The sequence below is a fragment of the Collinsella sp. AF23-4AC genome (assembly GCF_003462685.1).
In the GTDB taxonomy this organism is placed as follows: domain Bacteria; phylum Actinomycetota; class Coriobacteriia; order Coriobacteriales; family Coriobacteriaceae; genus Collinsella.
In genome coordinates, this window is the sequence record NZ_QRVE01000006.1 from 61,611 (window position 1) to 81,792 (window position 20,182).

The 20,182-nt window shown below is 57.1% G+C and carries 17 protein-coding genes; 8 read left to right on the top strand and 9 right to left on the bottom strand.

What is annotated here, in order from left to right:
* Positions 1–186: 186 nt before the first annotated feature.
* Together DWY05_RS05100 and DWY05_RS05105 are read left to right on the top strand one after the other, a co-directional pair.
* Positions 187–2,991, top strand: coding sequence for a transporter substrate-binding domain-containing protein (locus DWY05_RS05100; protein ID WP_117837218.1), 2,805 nt, complete (start codon positions 187–189; stop codon positions 2,989–2,991).
* A gap of 42 nt (positions 2,992–3,033) precedes the next feature.
* Positions 3,034–3,513, top strand: coding sequence for a pyridoxamine 5'-phosphate oxidase family protein (locus tag DWY05_RS05105; RefSeq protein WP_055309987.1), 480 nt, complete (start codon positions 3,034–3,036; stop codon positions 3,511–3,513).
* Positions 3,514–3,582: 69 nt separating this feature from the next.
* On the opposite strand, the gene DWY05_RS05110 is transcribed toward DWY05_RS05105, so the two are convergent.
* From DWY05_RS05110 to DWY05_RS05125, 4 genes are all read right to left on the bottom strand, one after another.
* Positions 3,583–5,775: a response regulator gene (locus DWY05_RS05110; protein ID WP_117820849.1), complete on the bottom strand. Its 2,193-nt coding sequence runs from the start codon at positions 5,773–5,775 to the stop codon at positions 3,583–3,585.
* Positions 5,772–6,641 carry an ABC transporter substrate-binding protein gene (locus DWY05_RS05115; protein WP_117820848.1) on the bottom strand — a complete coding sequence of 290 codons (870 nt, stop codon included), beginning with the start codon at positions 6,639–6,641 and terminating at the stop codon, positions 5,772–5,774. The genes DWY05_RS05110 and DWY05_RS05115 overlap by 4 nt, the downstream gene beginning before the upstream one ends.
* Before the next feature lie 144 nt (positions 6,642–6,785).
* Positions 6,786–8,000, bottom strand: a complete 1,215-nt coding sequence (locus DWY05_RS05120) for a MalY/PatB family protein (RefSeq protein ID WP_117820847.1) — start codon at positions 7,998–8,000, stop codon at positions 6,786–6,788.
* Between the two features lie 111 nt (positions 8,001–8,111).
* Positions 8,112–8,849, bottom strand: a complete 738-nt coding sequence (locus DWY05_RS05125) for a tRNA (N6-threonylcarbamoyladenosine(37)-N6)-methyltransferase TrmO (RefSeq protein ID WP_233504002.1) — start codon at positions 8,847–8,849, stop codon at positions 8,112–8,114.
* A gap of 140 nt (positions 8,850–8,989) precedes the next feature.
* On the opposite strand from DWY05_RS05125, the gene DWY05_RS09940 reads away from it, so the two are divergent.
* From DWY05_RS09940 to DWY05_RS05150, 5 genes are all read left to right on the top strand, one after another.
* On the top strand, positions 8,990–9,817 hold the full coding sequence (locus tag DWY05_RS09940; RefSeq protein ID WP_117820845.1) for a TipAS antibiotic-recognition domain-containing protein: 828 nt from the start codon (positions 8,990–8,992) through the stop codon (positions 9,815–9,817).
* A 51-nt stretch (positions 9,818–9,868) separates the two neighbouring features.
* A complete protein-coding gene (locus tag DWY05_RS05135) occupies positions 9,869–10,114 on the top strand; it encodes a glutaredoxin (protein ID WP_117820844.1) in 246 nt (81 codons plus the stop codon).
* A gap of 737 nt (positions 10,115–10,851) precedes the next feature.
* Positions 10,852–11,364: a hypothetical protein gene (locus tag DWY05_RS05140; RefSeq protein ID WP_117820843.1), complete on the top strand. Its 513-nt coding sequence runs from the start codon at positions 10,852–10,854 to the stop codon at positions 11,362–11,364.
* A 75-nt stretch (positions 11,365–11,439) separates the two neighbouring features.
* The gene (locus DWY05_RS05145; RefSeq protein WP_117820842.1) at positions 11,440–11,706 is read left to right on the top strand and encodes a hypothetical protein; all 267 of its coding nucleotides are present in this window, start codon (positions 11,440–11,442) and stop codon (positions 11,704–11,706) included.
* Positions 11,707–11,714: 8 nt separating this feature from the next.
* The gene (locus DWY05_RS05150) at positions 11,715–11,981 is read left to right on the top strand and encodes a ribbon-helix-helix protein, CopG family (RefSeq protein WP_117820841.1); all 267 of its coding nucleotides are present in this window, start codon (positions 11,715–11,717) and stop codon (positions 11,979–11,981) included.
* Positions 11,982–12,112: 131 nt separating this feature from the next.
* Here the strand turns inward: DWY05_RS05150 and DWY05_RS05155 are convergent, their stop codons facing one another.
* Entirely contained in the window at positions 12,113–13,072 is a 960-nt protein-coding gene (locus DWY05_RS05155; RefSeq protein WP_233504001.1) for a tRNA-dihydrouridine synthase, read from the bottom strand.
* A gap of 325 nt (positions 13,073–13,397) precedes the next feature.
* Here DWY05_RS05155 and DWY05_RS05160 point away from each other — a divergent pair, with 325 nt between their 5' ends.
* A complete protein-coding gene (locus tag DWY05_RS05160; protein WP_117820840.1) occupies positions 13,398–14,531 on the top strand; it encodes a hypothetical protein in 1,134 nt (377 codons plus the stop codon).
* A gap of 43 nt (positions 14,532–14,574) precedes the next feature.
* Here DWY05_RS05160 and DWY05_RS05165 read toward each other — a convergent pair whose 3' ends face one another.
* From DWY05_RS05165 to DWY05_RS10250, 4 genes are all read right to left on the bottom strand, one after another.
* A complete protein-coding gene (locus DWY05_RS05165; RefSeq protein WP_117820839.1) occupies positions 14,575–17,829 on the bottom strand; it encodes an ABC transporter ATP-binding protein/permease in 3,255 nt (1,084 codons plus the stop codon).
* Between the two features lie 253 nt (positions 17,830–18,082).
* Positions 18,083–19,054 (bottom strand): TlpA disulfide reductase family protein, encoded by a 972-nt coding sequence (locus tag DWY05_RS05170; protein WP_117820838.1) that lies wholly within the window; start codon positions 19,052–19,054, stop codon positions 18,083–18,085.
* Positions 19,055–19,083: 29 nt separating this feature from the next.
* Positions 19,084–19,986, bottom strand: coding sequence for a 4Fe-4S binding protein (locus DWY05_RS05175; RefSeq protein ID WP_117820837.1), 903 nt, complete (start codon positions 19,984–19,986; stop codon positions 19,084–19,086).
* Positions 19,979–20,125, bottom strand: a complete 147-nt coding sequence (locus tag DWY05_RS10250) for a CD1871A family CXXC motif-containing protein (protein WP_040219972.1) — start codon at positions 20,123–20,125, stop codon at positions 19,979–19,981. The genes DWY05_RS05175 and DWY05_RS10250 overlap by 8 nt, the downstream gene beginning before the upstream one ends.
* Positions 20,126–20,182: the final 57 nt, after the last annotated feature.

Below are 20,182 nucleotides of genomic sequence, written 5' to 3' on the forward strand. Positions count from 1 at the left end.
TCTCAGATGCCCAATCACATTCGCTCGGTATTGTCCCACATCCGGCACTTGAGGACGTTCCTTTTGTGCCGGCAGAAAGGGACTGTCCCCAAGTGCTGGGAGGAACCGTTTAGCGGCGCAACTGCCGGTTAGGCAGGCTGAGCTGGTATCCTTGTGCGGTAACGTCTCGATTCGTTAGGATTGCATGTGAGAGCTTCCGCTGTCCTTCGTTCAGTTATATATCGCACCCTGGCCGTCGCGCTTGCCGCGCTCGCCGTACTGAGCACCATCATGCCCGCCCCCGCCTTTGCCGCCGGCTCCGATCAACAGGTCAAAACGGTCCGCGTTGGTTGGCTCGTCAACAACGAGGGCTTCCAGGACGGCACCCCCGGCGAGCGTCTATCGGGATGGGGTTACGAGTACCTCCAGACCCTGTCGTACTACACGCCCGGCTGGCGGTACGAATACGTCTCCGGCACCTTCACCGAGCTTATGGACATGCTCGAGGCAGGCGAAATCGACCTCATGCCCAACATCTCCTACTCCGAGGAACGCACCCAAAAGCTGCTCTTTTCCTCGAACCCCGAGGGCACCGAGCGCTACTACATCTACGCCAAGCCCGATCGCGACGACCTGGCCAAGGGTGACCCCCAAGCGCTCCAGGGCCTTACCATCGGTTGCAACTCCGGTGTTATGCAAACCTTCGTTGGCCAGCAGTGGCTCGCCAACGAAGGAATCACCTGCACATACAGGGAGTATGACGGAGGATCCGATCTCTTTGACGCGCTCGCAAACGACGAAGTCGATGCCGTCATCATGAACGACACGACCTCGTCGCCCAGTGCCTCCCCCATGTTCTACATCGGCTCGAGCGACTACTATTTTGCCGTTCCCAAAAGCCGCCCCGACCTGATGAACGACATCAATGCTGCCATGACGGCAATCGCCCGCGTCAACCCACGCTATAACGACGAAGCCAAATCTAACTACTCGACCCAAAACAGCGGTTCATCATCGCTCAACGGCCCCGAACGTTCCTGGCTCAAAGCAAATGACAACACCATCACACTCGGCTACATTACGGGCAAACTCCCCTACTGCAACGAAGACGAAGACGGCAAAATGGAAGGCTCGCTCGCATCGCTTGCGACAACGTTGCACGATAAATTTGGCATTACGGTCAAAACCGTCGCCTTTGATAGCTACAAGATGACGTCAAAGGCCCTGTCAAAGGGAAGCATAGACGTTGCGCTGCCGGTATACCGAGATTACTGGTTTGCCGAGCAAACAGGCGTTGTGCAGTCGATATCGTTGGGGACCATATCCCTCACCGCCATCTACACCGGCAGCAACCTGAACAAAGACCTTCAGAACATCGCCTGTACCAAATCATCGTTTGTCAACAAAAATGCACCTGAAAGCCTGTTCCCCACAGCGACCGTAACCGAATACCAATCCGACGATGAAGCGTTCGACGCCCTCAGGAAGGGAACGGCGCACTGCATCGTCGCTCCCAGTTCACGCGTAAAAACCATCGGTGACCGTTACGATCTCGAGGACTGCGAGACGGTCGAGCTCCCTGACACCTGTGAGCTCTCGTGCTGGATTTCGCGCGGAAAGCCCGAGCTGCTGGGAATCATCAACAAGGGCATCATCAATGCCGGAGAATCGCTCTCCGCAAGCAATTTCTCCTCCACGTCGTACACGGCCCAGGAATCCAACACGCTTCAATTCCTTTATCGCAACCGCACCGCCATTGCAGCTACCCTCATCGGTATGTTGTCGGTCGGCATCGTCCTGCTCATCTGGGCGCTCGTGCGCGCTCGAACCGAGCGCAAAAAAGCCGATGCCGCCAACGCCGCTAAGACGGCATTCCTCACGCGCATGAGCCACGACATCCGTACGCCACTCAACGGCATCCTGGGTCTTATCGAAATTGAGGAATTGAAAGACGGCGACATGCAGGCCGCCCGCGAAAGCCGCGCCAAGGCGCGTGTTGCCGCCAATCACCTACTCTCGCTGATCAACGACATCCTCGAGATGGGCAAAATCGAAGACCGCAAGCTAACTCTGGAACATGCGCCTTTTAACCTCAAAGAGCTCTGTGACGATACGCTGGTGCTGTGCAAGCTCCGCGCATCCGATAACGGCATCACAATGCAGGACAATAGTCTGCCGTACGCCACGGGGCCATACATGATCGGCAGTCCCACCCATATCCGACAGATCATAATCAACCTGTTAGACAACAGCATTAAGTACAACAAGCGCGGCGGCTCCGTCACCTTTAGTTCAAAGACCAAGCCACTCGATGATGGGCGCGCGCTCTTTTGCTTTAGCGTTTCGGATACCGGCATTGGCATGGCTCCCGAGTTTTTAAAGCATATCTATGAACCGTTTGCCCAAGAAGGTGACGATGCGCGCAGCAAGTTCCAAGGAACCGGCATGGGCATGCCAATCGTCAAGTCGCTTATTGAACTGATGGGCGGTACGATTGAGATTTCGAGTGAGGTTGGCGTGGGGAGTACGTTCAACGTCCAGATTCCGCTCGATATCGACAAGAACCCTCAGGCGCGGGCAGATACGGTCGAGGGGGTGCTCGACTGCTCGCTCGCCGACATGAACGTGTTGCTCGCCGAAGACAACGAATTGAATGCCGAGATTGCCCAGACGCTGCTAGAATCCGAGGGCGTCGTGGTCACCCGCGCCGCCAATGGCAACGAAGTCGTCGATCTGTACCTGTCACATCCCGCCGGCAGCTTCGATGCGATTCTGATGGACATCATGATGCCGGGCATGGACGGCTATGAGGCAACCCGCGCGATTCGTCTGAGCGAGAAGGTCGATGCAGCCGATATCCCCATCATCGCGCTCACCGCCAACGCCTTTGCCGAGGACGCCAAGGCGGCACACGATGCCGGCATGAACGCCCATCTGTCCAAACCGCTCGACTTTAACAAGCTCAAAAACATACTCGCCCGCATCAAGAAAAACGGATCCGTTTCGCTATAGTTTGTGCTCAACCACCACGCACGACCAGAAAGGAAACCAACGATGTTTAGGCCCTTACGTCGAAAAAAACGCGCCATCACTGACGAGGAAGCGCGCGAACTGCTCGCTACCTGCAAGCGCGGCGTCTTTGCCGTCAACGGCGACGATGGCTACCCGTACGCCATTCCCGTCAACTACTTCTTTGACGCCGAGCACGACAAGATTTATTTCCATGGCGCCAAGGCTGGCCACAAGGTCGACGCACTCAAGCGCGATGACAAGGTCTGCTTTACCGTTTACGGCAACGAGTGGTACCAGGACGGTGACTGGGCTCCCTACGTTATGAGTACCGTGGTCTTTGGCCGTTGTCGCCTGGCGAATGACACCCCCGCGTTTATCGAGGACAAAGTCCGCCAGCTCGCGCTTAAGTACTACCCTTCTGCCGAGGAAGTCGAAGAGGAAATCGCCAAAGACATCAAGGGCGTCCAGCTCTACGAGATTACGATTGAGCATCTTTGCGGCAAGCAGATTCAAGAAAAGTAAGCCTCTCAGCAGACCTCATCAATAACAATATGGCCCGGTTCCAACCCACCTTGGAACCGGGCCATATGCTTATGAAGCGTCGGCGGCTATGTGCGCAAGCGCCTCAACGAGCTCCTGCGAGCTCACGGGTTTACTCAGGTGCGCGTTCATGCCCGCCTCACGCGAAAGCCTGCGGTCGTCGGCAAAGGCGTTGGCGCTCACGGCGATAATCGGCGCGGTCGCGGCATCCTCGCGATCGAGCGCTCGAATCCGACGCGTGGCCTCAAGGCCATCGATGCCCGGCATCATGATGTCCATCAACACCACGTCGTACTCGTGCGGCGCGCTCGCGGCAAACATCTCGACGGCAGACTCACCATCCTTAGCATGCGTCACGACGGCACCGGCACGGCTGAGCGTAAACTGCGCGATCTCGGCATTCAGATCGTTATCCTCTACGAGCAAAACGCGCAAGCCCTGGAGCGCATCACCATCGCCCGCATCCACGCGAACTGCCTGAGGAATCTCGGAACGCTTGCATTTCTCGAACGGCAGGCGGATGGTAAACGTCGTCCCCTGCCCCAAGACGCTCGTAAAACTCATGGTTCCGCCCATAAGCTCGACCAACTGTTTTGCGATAGGCGCACCCAGGCCAGTTCCCGATGAAGCGCCTTCCACCTGCTGCTCCTCGCGACAAAACGGCTCGTAGAGGTGCTGTTGGAACTCCTCGCTCATGCCAATACCGTTGTCGGCGATCGTGTATTCATAGACGGGGACGCCATCCGCTGGCTCCACCTCGCGGCACACCAGGCGAACATAGCCGCCCTGGCGGTTGTACTTGACGGCATTGCCGGCAATATCGAGCAACAAGCGCTTGAGGTGCGTCACGCTCACCCGCGCATAGGGATGATCAAGCGTCTGCTGGTCGCAGATAATTGTCACCAGACGCTCCTCGGCCTGGCGCTCCAAAATATCGCGCACTTCACAGTTGAGGGCCACCAAATTTATGGGTACGAGGTTCAGATCGATCTGCCCGCTCTCCAGGCGACTCATATCCAGGGCCTCGTTGGCAAGGTCGAGCAGCAGTCCCGATGCCGTCCAGATCTTTGAGCGGCACTCGGTCTGCTTTTGCAGATCGTCCGCATTAGCATCGCCGACCTCGACCATGCCGCGAATGCCGTTGATGGGCGTGCGCAGATCGTGGCTCATGCGACGCAAAAACTCCGTCTTTGCCGAGTTGGCAGACGAGGCCTCACGCGCTGCCTTTGCCAGCTTGTCGCCATAGTCGCGCTCCTGCTGCAACAAGTCCGTCAAACGTCGACGATCAGCGCGGCGACGCACCATCACAACAACGGCTATAACACCGCTGTAGAGCACCAGCACGCCGGCAGCAACAGCCGCGACGACCTCAAAGTAGCGCCGCGCCGAGGCATAGGTGTACACGTAGAACCCGCGCGCTTTTCCAAATGTGCCCAAATACCACTCGCCGCTGGCATTGACCAGTCGGACTTTGCCGGGCAGGCATCGATCCTTAATACCGTCGACAATAAAGACATCCGTTGCAGGCAGATTGAATACGCCCAATATGGTGGGTTCAACGGCATTGGTCGCAACGACCTTGCCATCGCTTTCGATCACGATATTGCCACTGTCGATGGTCTCATAACCACCGAGCAGGCTCTGCAGTTTGAGCGTATTGCTCGCGACCGCCTTGGCGCTCTGGTGTCTCACTGCGACAACGATGCCCTCGCCATCCTGCCGAGTCACGCAGCCAATGTCTGCGACCGAATCATCCGCAAGCGTGATACGGGCGGTATAGGACTTAAGCGGATGGGCTGCCACCTCCAGCACGGGCGCTTCCTTGAGATACGTAGCGAGCGACTCGTAGCCCACGCCATCCGTCGAGCACTCGGACACCAAATTGCCCGATGCGTCCGTCACGATCAGTGCGCTCACGTTGAACTGGTCGGCATATTGCTCCAGCATGGCGTTATCCACCGAACCGTCGCGCTCCATATCGCGCGCTGTCTCTCCGGCGATCTCCATAACACGAATCAGGTTTTTGGTCGTATAGGCGCTATTGAATGCATCGTAGGAAAGGCTCTGCGTCGCCACGTAATCGACAACGTCGGCAAAGCGCTGCTCGGCCTGAGCTGTCGTGTAGCCGTAGCTCATCATGCCGGCAACAACCGAGAGCGCTATCCCCAGCAGGGCGACAAGAAGCCACGCCCCTGCCGAACGATTGCCCCGCTCCTGAGCGGCGTGGTCGGGCGCATCGATCATGACAGGCCCTCCGTATTCAAAAATGGTGCAGGGTCATCAAAGTACTTTGACACCAGACGTTCCATGGTGCCGTCGGCTAGCATTTCCTGGTAGGCATGGGTGAGCTTGACATCGATACCGCGCGTATCGGTGATATCGAAAGCGGTGCCCAGACCAACCTCTAGCAGCGGCTCATCCAAAATGCGATACGTCACACCATAGTCTTTTTCGTAGGTGAGCAGCGAGGACTCATGCGCAGCGATAGCGTCGACCAGACCCTCGACGAGCGCCGGGTTCAGGTATGAACGGTCCGAGAAGCTGTAGAGCTCCTTGATCTGCGGAACGTTTTCATTTGTACGATTGAGCAAAATGCCCTCGGGCTTGGTGGTGGACTGAACCGCCACGATCTTATCCTCAAGATCGGCAAGCGTGTAGATATCGCTCTGGGGATCGACCGCGACCACCTGGCGGCTCGCAAGGTACGGGCCGGCCCAACGATACTCGTTTTCGCGACCCGTCATGCTAAAGCTACCCATGACGCAATCGAGCTCGCCGCTCGCCAGCAGCTCTTCCTTCTTTTCCCAATCGATCAGCTGGTACTTTGGCTTGTAACCAATGCGGGCCAAAGCCTCGGTCAATATCTCGACATCCAGGCCAACGATATCGCCGTACTCGTCGGTATACACAAACGGTGGATAGAGGTCACTTCCGACGTCGAGCGTCTTAAGGTTGTCGTCTTTGGCCTGTGAGGCGTCCAGACCTTTTGATGCAGACGTCGAGGCTTCGTCATTCGACCCAGAGCAGCCAACTATCGCTACGACAAAAGCACTCGCCACTACAAGCGCAACGAACAACGATATGACAACCGAGCGACGGGGTCTTTTCATCGAGCTCCAGACAATCCTGTTTACAGACTGAAATGGTTGAAAATAATAGCAAACAAAACCACACGAGTGCCCAATGGTTACAGACGTTTTACCATGCGGGGCCTTCCAGCCGACTTGGCAGAAGGCCCCGCATGCAGTGCTCACTTACCGTGCATTAAAAACGTAGTGGTCCAGGCGGTCGCACGCCTCCCTTACGCGCGAAAGCGGCAGCGCCAGATTCACGCGAATGTGGCAGGGTCCGTGGAACGGGCGGCCGTCCTGATACCCCACGCCCACGCGCGCCCCCTCGTCGAGCAACCACTGAATATCGCGGCCATGCTCTCGGCACCACTCGGTGCAGTCCAGAAACACCATGTACGTGCCCTGCGGACGTGAATAGGACACACCCTCAAAATGCTCGTCCACGTAATCGCAGAAGTAGTCAATGTTGCCCTCGATAACCTCGTTGAGCTCATCGAGCCACTCGTAGCCCTGCGGCTGGTAGGCACCGATAAGCGCGTGCATCGAAAGGACATTCATCTCGTTGTAGTGGGTCTTATTGGACACGGCGCACACGCGGTCGCGCAGCGTCTCGTTATAGATGATGTGGTAGCTGCCGACCAGGCCCGCCAGGTTAAACGTCTTGCTCGGCGCATAGAGGGCGACCGTGCGCATGCGGGCATCCTCGCTCACCGACTGCGTCGGGATATGCTTGTGACCGGGCAAGATGATGTCGGACCAGATCTCGTCCGAGATCACCACGCAACCGTGCTGGCGATAGATGTCCATGGCGCGCTCAATCTCATCGCGCTCCCATACGCGGCCGCAGGGGTTATGCGGCGAGCAGAACACCGCGGCATGGACGTGGTTTTGGGTGAGCTTGCGCTCCATGTCCTCAAAGTCCATGCGCCACACGCCCTGGTCGTCGAGCTTAAGCGGGCTGTGGACAATGCGATAGCCCGCGGCTTCGATGGACTTGGTAAAGCCGATGTAGGTCGGGCTGTGGACCAGCACCGCATCGCCCGGCTGGACATACGCGCGCAGGGTCGACACGACGCCGCCCAGCACGCCGTTCTCGTAGCCGATATGCTCCGGGAGCAGGCCCTTAACGCCATTACGGCGGCTCTGCCATTCGATGATGCGGTCGAAGTACTCGGGGCGAGGATCGAAATAGCCAAACATGGGATGCTGGGCGCGCTGAATGATGTGCTCCTGGACCGTGGGCACCGTGGCAAAGTTCATGTCCGCCACCCACATGGGGATGCGGTCGAAGCCCTCGTCGGGCGCGTTCGGAGCCATGCCGGGGATCTCACCCCAAGAATCAACGGCGATGGAGTCCATGCCGTGGCGGTCGATAAGCGAGCTAAAGTCGTATTTCATGCTGAGCCCCCGTGCAAAGTGATTGTTTTGGTAGGCGTTATTGTCCACCAGCGTGGGCGGTTTTGGCACGGAGTTTGGCGCTTAATTTGACGGGTGCGGACGAATGGCTGGTTAGTCTTGCGCGTCGTTGACGGCGACTACGGTTAGCTGGGTTTCATCGACCGTAAACGATATGTCGAACCCGGCGTAAGCCAAGTGGTAAACGCGGTTTGGCTCGTGTTTGCTGCCCGCGCGGCGCGGATCTTGGCGAAGGACCTCGACCAAGCCGGGGAGCTTTGAGGGCGGGACCATATCTTGCAGCGCTTGCGGGAACTCGATATCGAGCTCTTGCCACGGAGCATCCTCAATCCAGCCGCCGGTCGCATCTGGATGGCAATCCGCAAACGGAATGTAGGGCTTAATGTCGTAGATGGGCGTGCCGTCGCGCAGATCGGCCCCCAGCACATGGATGATCGGGCCATCATCGGTGAGCTCGACACGATCGAGCTTGACACAGGTAAGACCGATGGGATTAGGGCGAAACGGACTGCGTGTGGCAAATACACCCACGCGCTCGGCTCCGCCCAGACGCGGCGGGCGCACGGTTTTCGACCATTTTGCGTTGGTGCCGGACCTGTCCTGCGACTTGGCATCGGCAGCTATGTCCTTAGCCGTGCCGCCGGGCGTGCCGTTTTCAAAACGCCACAGCAGCCATAGGTGAGAGAAGGAATCCAGACCCTCAACTGCTGCGTTGGAGGCAAATTCCGGCTCAAAGACGATGCGCCCCTGCAGATGGGGCGCCAAAAAGCTGTTGCGCGGAATGCCGAACTTCTGCGGCAGGTCGGTATGTATGCGTGCAATAGGTTCCATGCCGGTCATTGTACGGCATGGAGGCGTGGGGCGCAGGCTGCGATTCTCTCTCATCGCCATCTGCATGCAACCAACGGTTGCTTGGAAGGGTGCCGGCTGCCGCGTATGCTTAAGCCATCAATCAGCAGAAAGGAGCCGTTATGGCCTTCGCAGAAAAGCTCATCGCCGTCCGTCGTGCCCATCACCTTACTCAGGAGCAGCTCGCCGCCAAGCTCTTCGTCACACGCCAAGCCGTCAGCCGTTGGGAGCGCGGCGAAGTCACCCCGGGTATCGACATGATGAAGCTCATCGCCGCCGTGACCGGCGAGCCTCTGTCCCACCTGCTCGAAATGCCCGAGCACTATTGTCAGAGCTGCGGCATGGTGCTCACGCCCGACGACTGTGGCACCGATGCCACGGGCGCCACAACCGACCATTACTGCAAGTGGTGCTACGACCACGGCAAGTACACCTACGACACCACCATGGAGGCGATGATCGAGGATTGCGCCCCGCGGCTGGCGCAAAACACCGGCATGTCGCTCGACGAAGCCGTCTCGCTCATGGGCGCCGTCCTGCCGCAACTGGAGCGCTGGCGCACCGTGCAGGAAAACGAGGAGCGCTACGGCGCCGAAGCGCGGGCGCGCTATGGCGATGAGGCTATCGATGCAGCAAACGAGACGTTACTGGACATGGATCCTCAGACATGGAACGACATGAAAGAACTTGAACGCGCCATTCTGGGTCAGCTCTCGATTGCCATGGTCGACGGCGAACCGGATGGAAGCGAGGCTCACAAGCTTGTCGCGATGCATCGTCGATGGATTGCCCTTAACTGGGGATGCGAGCCCCAAGACGAGGCGTACCTGGGCCTCGCCCACGTCTATCTTGCCGACCAGCGCTTTGTTGACTACTACGACAAGCCCTGCGGCACCGGAGCCACGGCGTTTCTGGTCCAGGCCATCGAATCGTCGCTGGCTCGCGCATAGACCGCGGCGGCTTTGGGTATTTCAATCAAAACCGCAACCGATTGGAGACCCATGGCTACTAATCATGAGCTCACGCTGTACGTTATGACCGGCTGCCCGTATTGCATAAAAGTCAAGCGATTCCTTGCCGATAACGGTGTGACCATCCCCGAGCGCAATATCTCGACCGATACCGAGGCCGAGCAGACGCTCATCGCCATCGGCGGAAAACGCCAGGTTCCCTGCCTGTTCATCGACGGCAAACCACTCTACGAATCGAACGACATCATCGCGTGGGCACAGAAGAACCTGCTCTAGCACTCGCGTTGCGACCGACTCGCCCCAACCCATACGACCCAAACATGTACGTCAGCATCCAAAGTCGACATTTTTCGACATCTTTGGATGCTGACGTACAGCTTTTTGCATGAGCCCGGCACAGGTAGTCATTGGGGACGTCCTTAAATGACTACCTTATGACTAGTTATCAAATTTATAGAACATATGTTTGCCCTCTATGCTATACTCGCTTCAAGGCATGAGATGAGTCGAGAGCTCCTGCGGAGGTCCCCAATGACACGCTGGAGCGGGCTCGGTAAGTAAGATCGGTGGTTACCGCACTCGCCCATCTCAGACAGGCTGCGCTCCTGTTCGTCGTCGCCAGCAAAGAACGGCGCTCACAATCAAACGTTTCCGTTATCCGTGAGTCACACAGGAGTGCATCGTTATGGCAAAACAATTATCAGGCCAAAATCTCATCGAGCCCGCGCCATCAGACGAAGAATACGTCTGTGCGTCTGCCAGAGACGTCCTCGAACACGCTCGTTCCCACGTTGAACGCGCCACCAACTCGACGATGGTCGAGGCATATGAGGACAATACGGGCTCTTCTATCAGGCGTTCCTAATTCTCGACACACCGTGTCATGAATTGAGTTGGTCTCGCCGTCGAAGACTGATGAAGACGAGTTCACCGACGCACTAGTACCACACGCAGGGCATCAACGAAAAAGGCAGTCGGTCACTTAATTTTGAGCAATACGAGAGGAATTAGACATGGGATACCAGGAATCACTGATTCGAGTAAACTGCCTGGCAGAAATCGCCGGCATAGAGAAGGCCATTGCAGAATCCGAAGAACTCCAAACCTTAGAATACCTCGTATGTGTTTGCGGAGCCAAAGCCAAGGTCGACCTTTACCGTGACAACACCTTCACGGGGTCTCGACCCCTTAGCGACATCAAACCCAACGAGAAACCGATTATAAAAGCCGGGGATCTATTTGCCGTCGTCGCGGGCGCAAGGCTGTATCAACCTTTTCTCTGGATCGACTGCATCGCAGGAATCTCGGATCCAGGGTACAAGGAGATCATAGAAGATTTTCCACTCGATATGCCACGGCAAGAGGCGGACATCCATCCAGACGAAGCAAAACAAGCAGAAATATTCATGAGAAGGAGCCTGAACCAAAGCTATAGCCGCGTCATGCGAGGCGAACACCCCATCCAGCTTCCAGACGAATTCATCAACCCGCCTGTTCCCAATCTGGAATCCCCAATGGGCTGCTAGCAAAAACAGGCTGCTTAACCGTATTACCTGCTTGTATTTTTGTCTACAAAACTGTATACATAAAGAGAGGTCCATATGGAGCTCATCGCAATCCACCCCCACGCCCTCAAGCACGGGCTGACGGAGACGGATATTACATGCACCTGGAACTCCGCGTTCGCATGGTTCAGGCGTGATCTTGAAAATGGAGGTATCGATTACGTTCTCGTTGGACTTGATGGAAGAAGCCGTCTCATGGAGCTCATCGCTCGCTATTGTCCCAATCGAGATGGCTACATCATTTACCACGCCCTTGTCCCTCCTACGCGCAAGGTGCTCAGGGAAATCGGAATCGATCGATAGGAGGCGCTATGGACGCTAAGCAGCTCGAAAAGATGATGGGGTTTGCCCCCGGAGAGTTGGAGAAAGCCGCAGAGGCATACGAAAAAGATGAGTGGCCGAAGGGTCGCACTATCAAGCTGGGAAGGCCGTCGATCTCTAATGAGCCAAGCGCTGTTTTATCGGCACGTGTGGGTGAATCGGTTCTTGAAGCGTTTGACGAGAAGGCAAGGCGCCATGGGCAAACACGCACGGAGCGACTCAGGGAGCTCATCACGCTCGATGCAATGATTGCCTAGCCCCCACCGAATCCAAACATGTACGTCAGCATCCAAAGTCGACATTTTTCGACATCTTTGGATGCTGACGTACAGCTTTTTGCATGGGCCCGGCACAAGCGATCCGTTCTCCTCCGTCCCCAAGGGATCATTTAGCCGCAAAAGCGGGCAGCGGGCGCAAGCGGCTGTTCACGAAAGACGCGCTCAACAGCGGCGCGGTATTCATCGACCTTTTTGGTCTTACGTACGAGCTTGTGAACAGTCGCGGGATCGGCAAAGGCGCATTTGGCATAGAACCACCACTCCTTCATGCGAAAGACCGCGTTGCCCCCAATCTCGTCCGCATAGGCCGCAAACAGTGTGTCATGGAAGCGCTGCAACTCGGCAGCCGTGGCGGCAGGGCCGCCCTTAACCATGCGAGCCAGCGCGGGGTTCGCAAGCAAGCCGCGCCCCAGCATTACATGGCGCGTGCCGGGATAGGCCTCCACCAGCGCATCCATATCCTCAAGATCAAAAATGTCACCGTTATAGGCGACCGGAAACGGCGCACGCTCCAGCGTTTCGCCATAGAACTCCTTGCGCGGCGTGCCCGTATAGCGGTCCTTTTGCACGCGCGGATGCACAATCAGCTCTGCCAGCGGCATACGGCAATAGAGGTCGAGCACACGCTCATACTCGTCATCGCTCTCCAACCCCAACCTGGTCTTGACGGATACCGGCAAGGGCGAGCGTTCGCACACGTCGCTCAAAAACACCTCGAGCTCATCCAGGTTGCGCAGAAAGCCCGAACCCTTACCCTTCGCGACAACCGTACCCGAGGGGCAACCAAGGTTGAGGTTGACCTCGCGGTACCCCATATCGGCAAGCACCTGCGCCGCCCACACAAACTCGTCCGCATTCTTGGACATCAGCTGGGGCACCACGTTAAGCCCCTGGTTATTGGCAGGGTCGACCTCTTTAAACGCCTTGCCGCCAAAGCGGTTGCCCACCCGCGGCGGCGGCAAAAACGGCGTGTAATAACAATCGAGCGCGCCGAAGCACTCCGCATGCACGCGACGAAACACATGCCCGGTAATGCCCTCCATAGGGGCCAGCGATAAATACATCAACATCCACTCTCAATTCAATGTGACAAAGGGACTGTCCCTTTGTCACATCTGCAAATCACTCGAGTGTTTATTTTGGCACAGCAACGCAAGCGATCCCATGCATGTTATTCGTCCTTCGGAAGTGGCTTCATGCTCCAAAAGACGACGTTCATAATAACGACGATGATAAGCACCACGCCGTTGGCCACCCAGAAGCCCATGTTAAGCCCCAGCCACTCCCCTGCTTAAGTACCGGCTACCGGACACAAAGAACAAACGCCCTGTTACTCATTTATACTCAGGGACACACGCGTGCCACAGACGGAAAGCGACGAGAATCGAGGGGATCATGCGGCAGCTCACCGAACAAGAGCAGAAACGCATCCAGCGATACTGCATCTGTCCCAAGGTTGCCGGTGCGGCGCTTGTCATGGCGTTCGTGCTGCCATTTTCGATCATTCCCTTCGAAATGGTTGACGACATCGTCTTCCATCACGAAGGCTTCCAGGAGACGGGCATGATGGCCGCCCTGGTGCTCACCGCCGTCGAGCTCGTTATCTTCTGCTACTGCGCGCTCGCGCCGCGCTTTGGCATGCGCGGCAAGCAGTGGAAAGAAATGCAGCACCGACTCGTCGTCGAGCAGTCCGAGAAAGACCGCTCGGCACAAATTGCAGGCGTTATCGGTACGCAGGCTGCCGCGCGCCTACTCAAGAACAGCGACAACGAGACAGCGCGCAACCTGGGCGGCGCGGCAGAAGTCGCCGCAGCCGTAGGCGCCGTTGCCACCGCAGCAGACGTGCTTACCGAGAGCTTCGCCAACGCAAAGGCCATGGCAGAGGCCTGTGGCGTGCCTATCCCCCGTGCAAAAAAGTGGATTATCGCACTTGTGGTGCTGCCCCTCGTAATCGTGTGCGGTGCCTATATCCCGCAGCTGGCGCAGGGAAACATCGAGATGCAAGAGAACGCTGCGGCCGCGGCCGAGCAGATTGCCATCGCCCGCAAGGCGCTAGAGCCCGCATGCGAGTACGTGTCCGCCGATGACCCCTACGAGCGATATCAAGATTACGGCTATCACGTCCGCGGCTACTTGCACGACGGCGACTCCGATACCCAGAAGACCTATACGTACCTGGATTTCGATAACAAGGGAACGCTCAAGGAAGTGAGTTACATAGCGGAGATCGACCCCGACGCGAGCCTTGAGGACAACCTCGCCCGCGTCGAGCTCGACTTGGACGAGCTTTCCTCTGTCGTCCAAACCGTAGACGTCAAGACCGTGAATCCCGAGCTCCTAGCACCGCAAAAGCTCCCCGAAGAGTTTAGGCAGACTTTTTTGAACGGTTCGCTCTACGAGAGGATCTCCATCAGGACGAGCGACGACCCCGTCAAAACGTATTACTCATTTGACACGGAGCCCGAGGACGAGTTTAACGAGCACACCCATCCAAGCATCCGTATCACGTTGATGGGCAAAACGAGTTAGGCGCAAAGGGACAAAGGGACAGTCCCTTTGTCCCTTTGTCACATTATTCGGAGCGCAGGGCTTCGACGGGGTCTTTTTTGGATGCGCTTCGGGCCGGCAGCAGACCGGCAACGACCGTCAGCAGCACCGAAATTGCAATGAGCACCAGCGCATCCTGCACGGGCAGGCTCATCAGATTGGGGACCTGTTTGGCAGCAAGCGCCCAAGCATTGACCGGGAAGCTCACGGCCACCACGACGACAATAGCAAAGACGCCGGCAATGAGGCCCTCGATACATGTCTCGGCATTGAATACGTTGGCCACGTTGCGCTTCGACGCGCCGATCGCGCGCAGGATGCCAATCTCCTTTTTGCGCTCCAGCACGCTAATGTACGTGATGATGCCGATCATGATGGAGCTCACGACCAGGCTGATGCTCACGAATGCAATGAGCACCAAGCTGATGGTGTTCACGATGTCGGTCACCGAACCCATGATGATGCCCATGTAGTCGGTGTACGAAATTACCCGATCATCATGGCCAGCGGCTTTGACCTGCTTGTTGTACGCATCGATGTGATCGAGTACGCGCTCCTTGGCCTCAAAGTCGCGCGGGAAAATCTTAACCGAGATGGGGTCTGCCTCATCCGCATAGCCCAACGTGGTCAGATTGTTGTCGTAGGTGAGCTTCGAAGCCTTGGCATAGCTCATCATGAGCGAGCTCAGGTCCTCGGCGTCCATGTTGAAGTGGATGGCACGAGCAAAGGCGCTCGCATCCACGCGCATGGCGCTCGCCAAGTTGGCAAAACTCGAAGACATCTGCGTCGCCATTTGGTCCATAAGTCCCGCCGCACCCATCTTGAGCTGGGCCGATACCGTCATCGCGATCTGCTCGCTGATTGTCTTCATCACCTGATCCATAGCCTGCTGCAGATACGGAGCCAGCTGTTTTTGCACATAGTCGGTCATCGCCTGCTGGAGACGCTCTGCCAGGGCATCGCCGCCGAGCGCCTTCAATTGAGCCAGGCATTGCTGCGCCGCGGCATCATGCTCAAGATACGCCGAGAATGCGGCAGCGAGCTTTGATGCGTCCTTAAGATCTTCGGGCGACAGCGCCTTAAACTGATCAGACTGCAAAAAGCCCTCAAACAGTTGGTTGGCAAGTATTCCCACCTGCTGCATTTGCTCGGGCGTGAGTTCCAGACCGTCAAAGATACCCGAGAAATCTGGGGTTGGCGCTTTTGCCATGATGTCGCTGAAGTCGATGTCCTTGCCAACGCCCGAAAGGTCGATGTCCAGCCCCGACAGATCGATGCCAGAAAGGTCCATACCGCCGGCTGCACCCGAGAGCGCAGATGTATCGAACGAGAACGCGCTCTTGAGCGCCGCCTCGTCCACACTGAACATGCTGCCCAGATCCACGCCTTGCTTGGCCTCGCCCTGCAGTTCATCGAAAGACTTGCCCGTAAAGACATCCGTCTCGGGGTGAGCAAGCTGCTCCTGCACAATCTGCGAATCGGCGGCGCGTTCCATAAGCTGACGAGTCAGTGCATGCGTATAGGCAATACCCGGAGACAACGCGCTCGCATTGGCCGTCTCGTTAGGTCGCACCACGCCCACAATACGCACGTCAATACCGTCGGCAACCTTGGCTGCCATAAAGTCGGCGTCGCCAGACATGTCAGTCCACATGCCGGTCTCTTCGTTTTTGCGATAGGCATCGGCCGGCGACAGCACCTTAAACGTCGTGGACAGCGCATCGTCGTAGGTAAAATCGGTGCCAGTCTCGGGCGTTTCGACCTTGCCGTCGGCCGCCATGGCACTATTAACCAGGTCGTTGAGCTCATCGATATCCAGCGCACCGATGCTGTAGAGCGTGTAATCGCCCACCGTGCCACGGCTAGAAAGCACCATCACGGCTTCGTTAGCAGACGTAGGCCAATGACCGGCGACGACATCGTACTGGCTGTCGAGCAGGCTCTGGTCGTCGATCATCTCGTTAAAGACCGAGGTTCCCATGGAATCCATGCTCACCGTCGCCGCCGAACTCGCGCCGCCGCTCATGGCCTCGGTCATGGCATTGGGCACCAGACGCACGGGCTTCTCGTCTCCCTTACCGGCACGATAGACTACCGGCGATACACCGTAGCCGTACTGGATGGCATTGACTTCTTTATCGATGCCATCGCCACCGGCATCGAGCCATGCCTTAAAACTCGTCATGTCGTTGGACTTAACACTTGCAAACATATCTTTTACGGCCATGACCACAGGGATCTTATCGGTTCCCTTAGCCTTGCCGCCGGCACTGTCGTCGGACGAACCCTCGTTCTTGGACGCATCGTCATCCGTGGCCCCTTGTCCGCCCATCATGGACGACAGGTCGTAATCCTGCTTGGAAATGGTGAGCGGGTAGCTCGAGAGCGTATCCTCCTCGACCTTTTTGATGTAGCCGTTTACGCCGTTGGACAGCGCCAGAATCGCCGCGATACCGATAATGCCAATCGAGCCCGCAAAGGCAGTCATGGCCGTACGGCCCTTTTTGGTCATGAGGTTTCGGGCAGAAAGCCCCAGCGCCGTCATAAAGCTCATCGAGGTTTTGCGCGTGGGCTTAGCCTCGCGACGCGCGGCCTTTGCTACATCAAAGGGGCCGGAATCGTCGGTGATCTTGCCGTCCGCCAGGTTGACGATGCGCGTGGCATATTGGTACGCCAACTCGGGATTATGCGTGACCATGATGACCAGGCGGTCGCGCGCCACGTCCTTGAGCAAGTCCATGACCTGCACGGACGTCGTAGAATCCAAGGCGCCGGTCGGCTCGTCTGCCAGCACGATCTCGGGGTCGTTGATCAGGGCACGGGCAATCGCCACGCGCTGCATCTGTCCACCCGAAAGCTGGCTCGGGCGCTTGTTCATGTGCTCGCCCAGGCCGACTTTCTCCAACGCCTCGCGCGCACGCTGGCGGCGCTCGGCATGGCCCACACCCGTGAGCGTCAGCGCCAGCTCAACGTTTTCCAAAATGGTCTGATGCGGAATGAGGTTGTAGCTCTGGAACACAAAGCCGATGCGATTGTTTCTGTAGGCATCCCAATCGCGGTCGCTGAAGTCCTTGGTCGAGATGCCGTCGATCAGCAGGTCGCCGGAATCGAAATGATCGAGTCCGCCGATGACGTTGAGCATCGTAGTTTTACCCGAACCCGAGGGACCCAGAATGGCCACGAACTCGTTATCCCGAAAAGACAGGCTCACGTTGTCGAGCGCCACCTGCGTAAACGACTGCGTAACGTATCTTTTGCAAATACCTTTGAGCTCCAGCATGGACGGCAACCTCTCCTGCGCAGGCACCCTGCCCGCTCTCCTCCGCCGTTCGTATTCGACGCGTTTGTCCTACTCTATCCCCATTTTTTGCCGGCGCCAGTGAGGAATGTAACGAACCACGCCAAAAAACGAACGGGACGGCGCCCAAAAGAAGAGGTCCCGAGCGGGACCTCTATATGGTGGAGCTTATCTTGAAAGGTAGCGGACTACTTCGCACAGCGGCCCACGATCCTCGTTATGCTTTACGCGTTTTCTACTGCTCGCTATTCGCAATCGCCTGGTCGATAAGCTTGTCGAGTGCTGCGCGCTGCTCGGCGGAGCTGATGGCTCCCACGATTGGATCCCCTACGATGTTGCCATTCTGATCGATGACATACGTTGTCGGGAACGAGAACAAATTTGACGTAAACTTACCGGCCTCGCTATCCGACTTGAACCAGATGTTCTTATATGTCACGCCCTTCTTGTTCAGCACGTCCTTGGCATCTGCAATCTCGCCCTTGTTGCCATCGAGCGTAAAGGAATTGACGCCCACGACCTGGCCGCCCTTCTCGGCAAGCTCCTGATTCAGTTTCTCAAGATCGCCCAGCTCGCCCACGCACGGCTTGCAAGTAGTGAACCAGAAGTTCATGACGGTGACCCTGTTCTTAGAGAACAGCTCGTCACTGTTCACGTCGTTGCCATCCAGATCCTTGCCCGTAAAGCTGGGGAACTTCGTCGCCTCGCTCGAAGCATTGGCACCAGCCGTCATGCCAGCGGCCGAAGCGTCGACGCTCTCGCCTGCACTCGGCGTGCTTCCACAGCCGGGAAACTCCTTCTCCAGGCTCTCGAGCTTGTCCTCGATCTCCTTGATCTGCTGCGCACCGGCCTTGAGTGTCTTAAGCTCATCCGCCGTGAACTCATCCTTGGCGCCGTCGATGGTCTTGAGCAGAAAATCGCCGTAATTGCTGCCATCCTCAATCATTGCCGAGTCTTTATTTGCCGCATTGAATACCTTTTCCCACAGCGCGTTATCACTCGAAAGGATATCGTTCTCCTTTTTCATGAGCTTCGCATACAGCTCGGCGGCCTCGTCGGCATTGGTCGGCTCCTGCGCAGTGAGTTCTGCGATCTTAGGATCGGAGCTCGCAGATTCGCTCGCATTGCCACCGGGCGCCGAACATGCCACAAGGCACAAGGCCAATACCGGCACCATAAACAGGGCCGCAATCTTAGAAAGCTTCATGGTCATTCCTCCGTTTTGTCGAAGCTTGTTTACTTTTTATCGGCGGTCAAGGGAAGCTTTTCCGCCGACACATCCAGGCCATAGCGATAGCTGATGGCGTCGATGGGACAGGCCCCGATGCACTTTCCGCACCGGATACATTCGGCATGATTGGGCGCGCGGACCACATCAACGTCCATCTGACAAACCTTTGAGCACTTGCCGCACGAGACACATTTGCATGCGTCAACCCGAATCCCCAGTAGGGACACCCTATTCATGAGCGCATAGAATGCGCCGAGTGGACAAATCCATTTGCAGAAGGGGCGATAGAACAAAACGCTCAGCACTACCACGGCAATGAGAACGGCAAGTTTCCAAGTAAAGAGATGTCCCAACGCAGATCGAATGCCGGCGTTGGCAATGGCCAGCGGAATGGCGCCCTCGAGTACGCCCTGCGGACAGATGTACTTACAAAAGAACGGGTCGCCCATACCCACGTCGTTAACCACCAAGACGGGCAGCAGCACCACGGCAAACAGCAGCACGACGTACTTGATGTACGTGAGCGGCTTGAGCTTTTTCGTGGAGAACTTTTTGCCGGGAATCTTATGAAGCAGCTCCTGCAGCCAGCCAAACGGGCATAGAAAGCCGCATACAAAGCGTCCCAGCAGCACGCCGAGCAAAATGAGCGTACCGGTGACGTAGTAAGAAAAGTTGAACTTGGATGAACCCACCACCGACTGGAACGACCCGATGGGGCACGCACCCGATGCCGCGGGGCACGAATAGCAATTAAGTCCAGGTACGCAGACTGTTTTTCCCGCGCCCTGATAGATGCCGCCTTTGGCAAAGTTTGGCAGGTGAATGTTGGTGATGAGCGTCGCCGCCGCCTGGATGAATCCGCGAAATCGGGCCAAAACATGCGACGCAGTGTTTTCTCTTTTATCCAATTCCGATACACTCCAAGCACAGCCTAATCGCTTTGGCCAGCACGGCATCCGCCTCGCCACGCATAACGCCAAAGCACACCATGGCAATTCCGACGATCAACAAAGCGACCTGTACCACGGGTTTTACCGCTTTGAACAACCTGACCACTCCTTTCGTTACGCGACCATTGGACCATATCGACTATAAAATCCGTGT

What these genes read in the sequence shown, in the direction of transcription:
- DWY05_RS05105 (WP_055309987.1), top strand. Translation starts at nt 3,034, where the DNA reads ATGTTTAGGCCCTTACGTCGAAAAAAACGCGCCATCACTGACGAGGAA.
- DWY05_RS05110 (WP_117820849.1), bottom strand. Translation starts at nt 5,775, where the DNA reads ATGATCGATGCGCCCGACCACGCCGCTCAGGAGCGGGGCAATCGTTCG.
- DWY05_RS05115 (WP_117820848.1), bottom strand. Translation starts at nt 6,641, where the DNA reads ATGAAAAGACCCCGTCGCTCGGTTGTCATATCGTTGTTCGTTGCGCTT.
- DWY05_RS05120 (WP_117820847.1), bottom strand. Translation starts at nt 8,000, where the DNA reads ATGAAATACGACTTTAGCTCGCTTATCGACCGCCACGGCATGGACTCC.
- DWY05_RS05125 (WP_233504002.1), bottom strand. Translation starts at nt 8,849, where the DNA reads ATGGAACCTATTGCACGCATACATACCGACCTGCCGCAGAAGTTCGGC.
- DWY05_RS09940 (WP_117820845.1), top strand. Translation starts at nt 8,990, where the DNA reads ATGGCCTTCGCAGAAAAGCTCATCGCCGTCCGTCGTGCCCATCACCTT.
- DWY05_RS05135 (WP_117820844.1), top strand. Translation starts at nt 9,869, where the DNA reads ATGGCTACTAATCATGAGCTCACGCTGTACGTTATGACCGGCTGCCCG.
- DWY05_RS05140 (WP_117820843.1), top strand. Translation starts at nt 10,852, where the DNA reads ATGGGATACCAGGAATCACTGATTCGAGTAAACTGCCTGGCAGAAATC.
- DWY05_RS05145 (WP_117820842.1), top strand. Translation starts at nt 11,440, where the DNA reads ATGGAGCTCATCGCAATCCACCCCCACGCCCTCAAGCACGGGCTGACG.
- DWY05_RS05150 (WP_117820841.1), top strand. Translation starts at nt 11,715, where the DNA reads ATGGACGCTAAGCAGCTCGAAAAGATGATGGGGTTTGCCCCCGGAGAG.
- DWY05_RS05155 (WP_233504001.1), bottom strand. Translation starts at nt 13,072, where the DNA reads ATGTTGATGTATTTATCGCTGGCCCCTATGGAGGGCATTACCGGGCAT.
- DWY05_RS05160 (WP_117820840.1), top strand. Translation starts at nt 13,398, where the DNA reads ATGCGGCAGCTCACCGAACAAGAGCAGAAACGCATCCAGCGATACTGC.
- DWY05_RS05165 (WP_117820839.1), bottom strand. Translation starts at nt 17,829, where the DNA reads ATGCTGGAGCTCAAAGGTATTTGCAAAAGATACGTTACGCAGTCGTTT.
- DWY05_RS05170 (WP_117820838.1), bottom strand. Translation starts at nt 19,054, where the DNA reads ATGAAGCTTTCTAAGATTGCGGCCCTGTTTATGGTGCCGGTATTGGCC.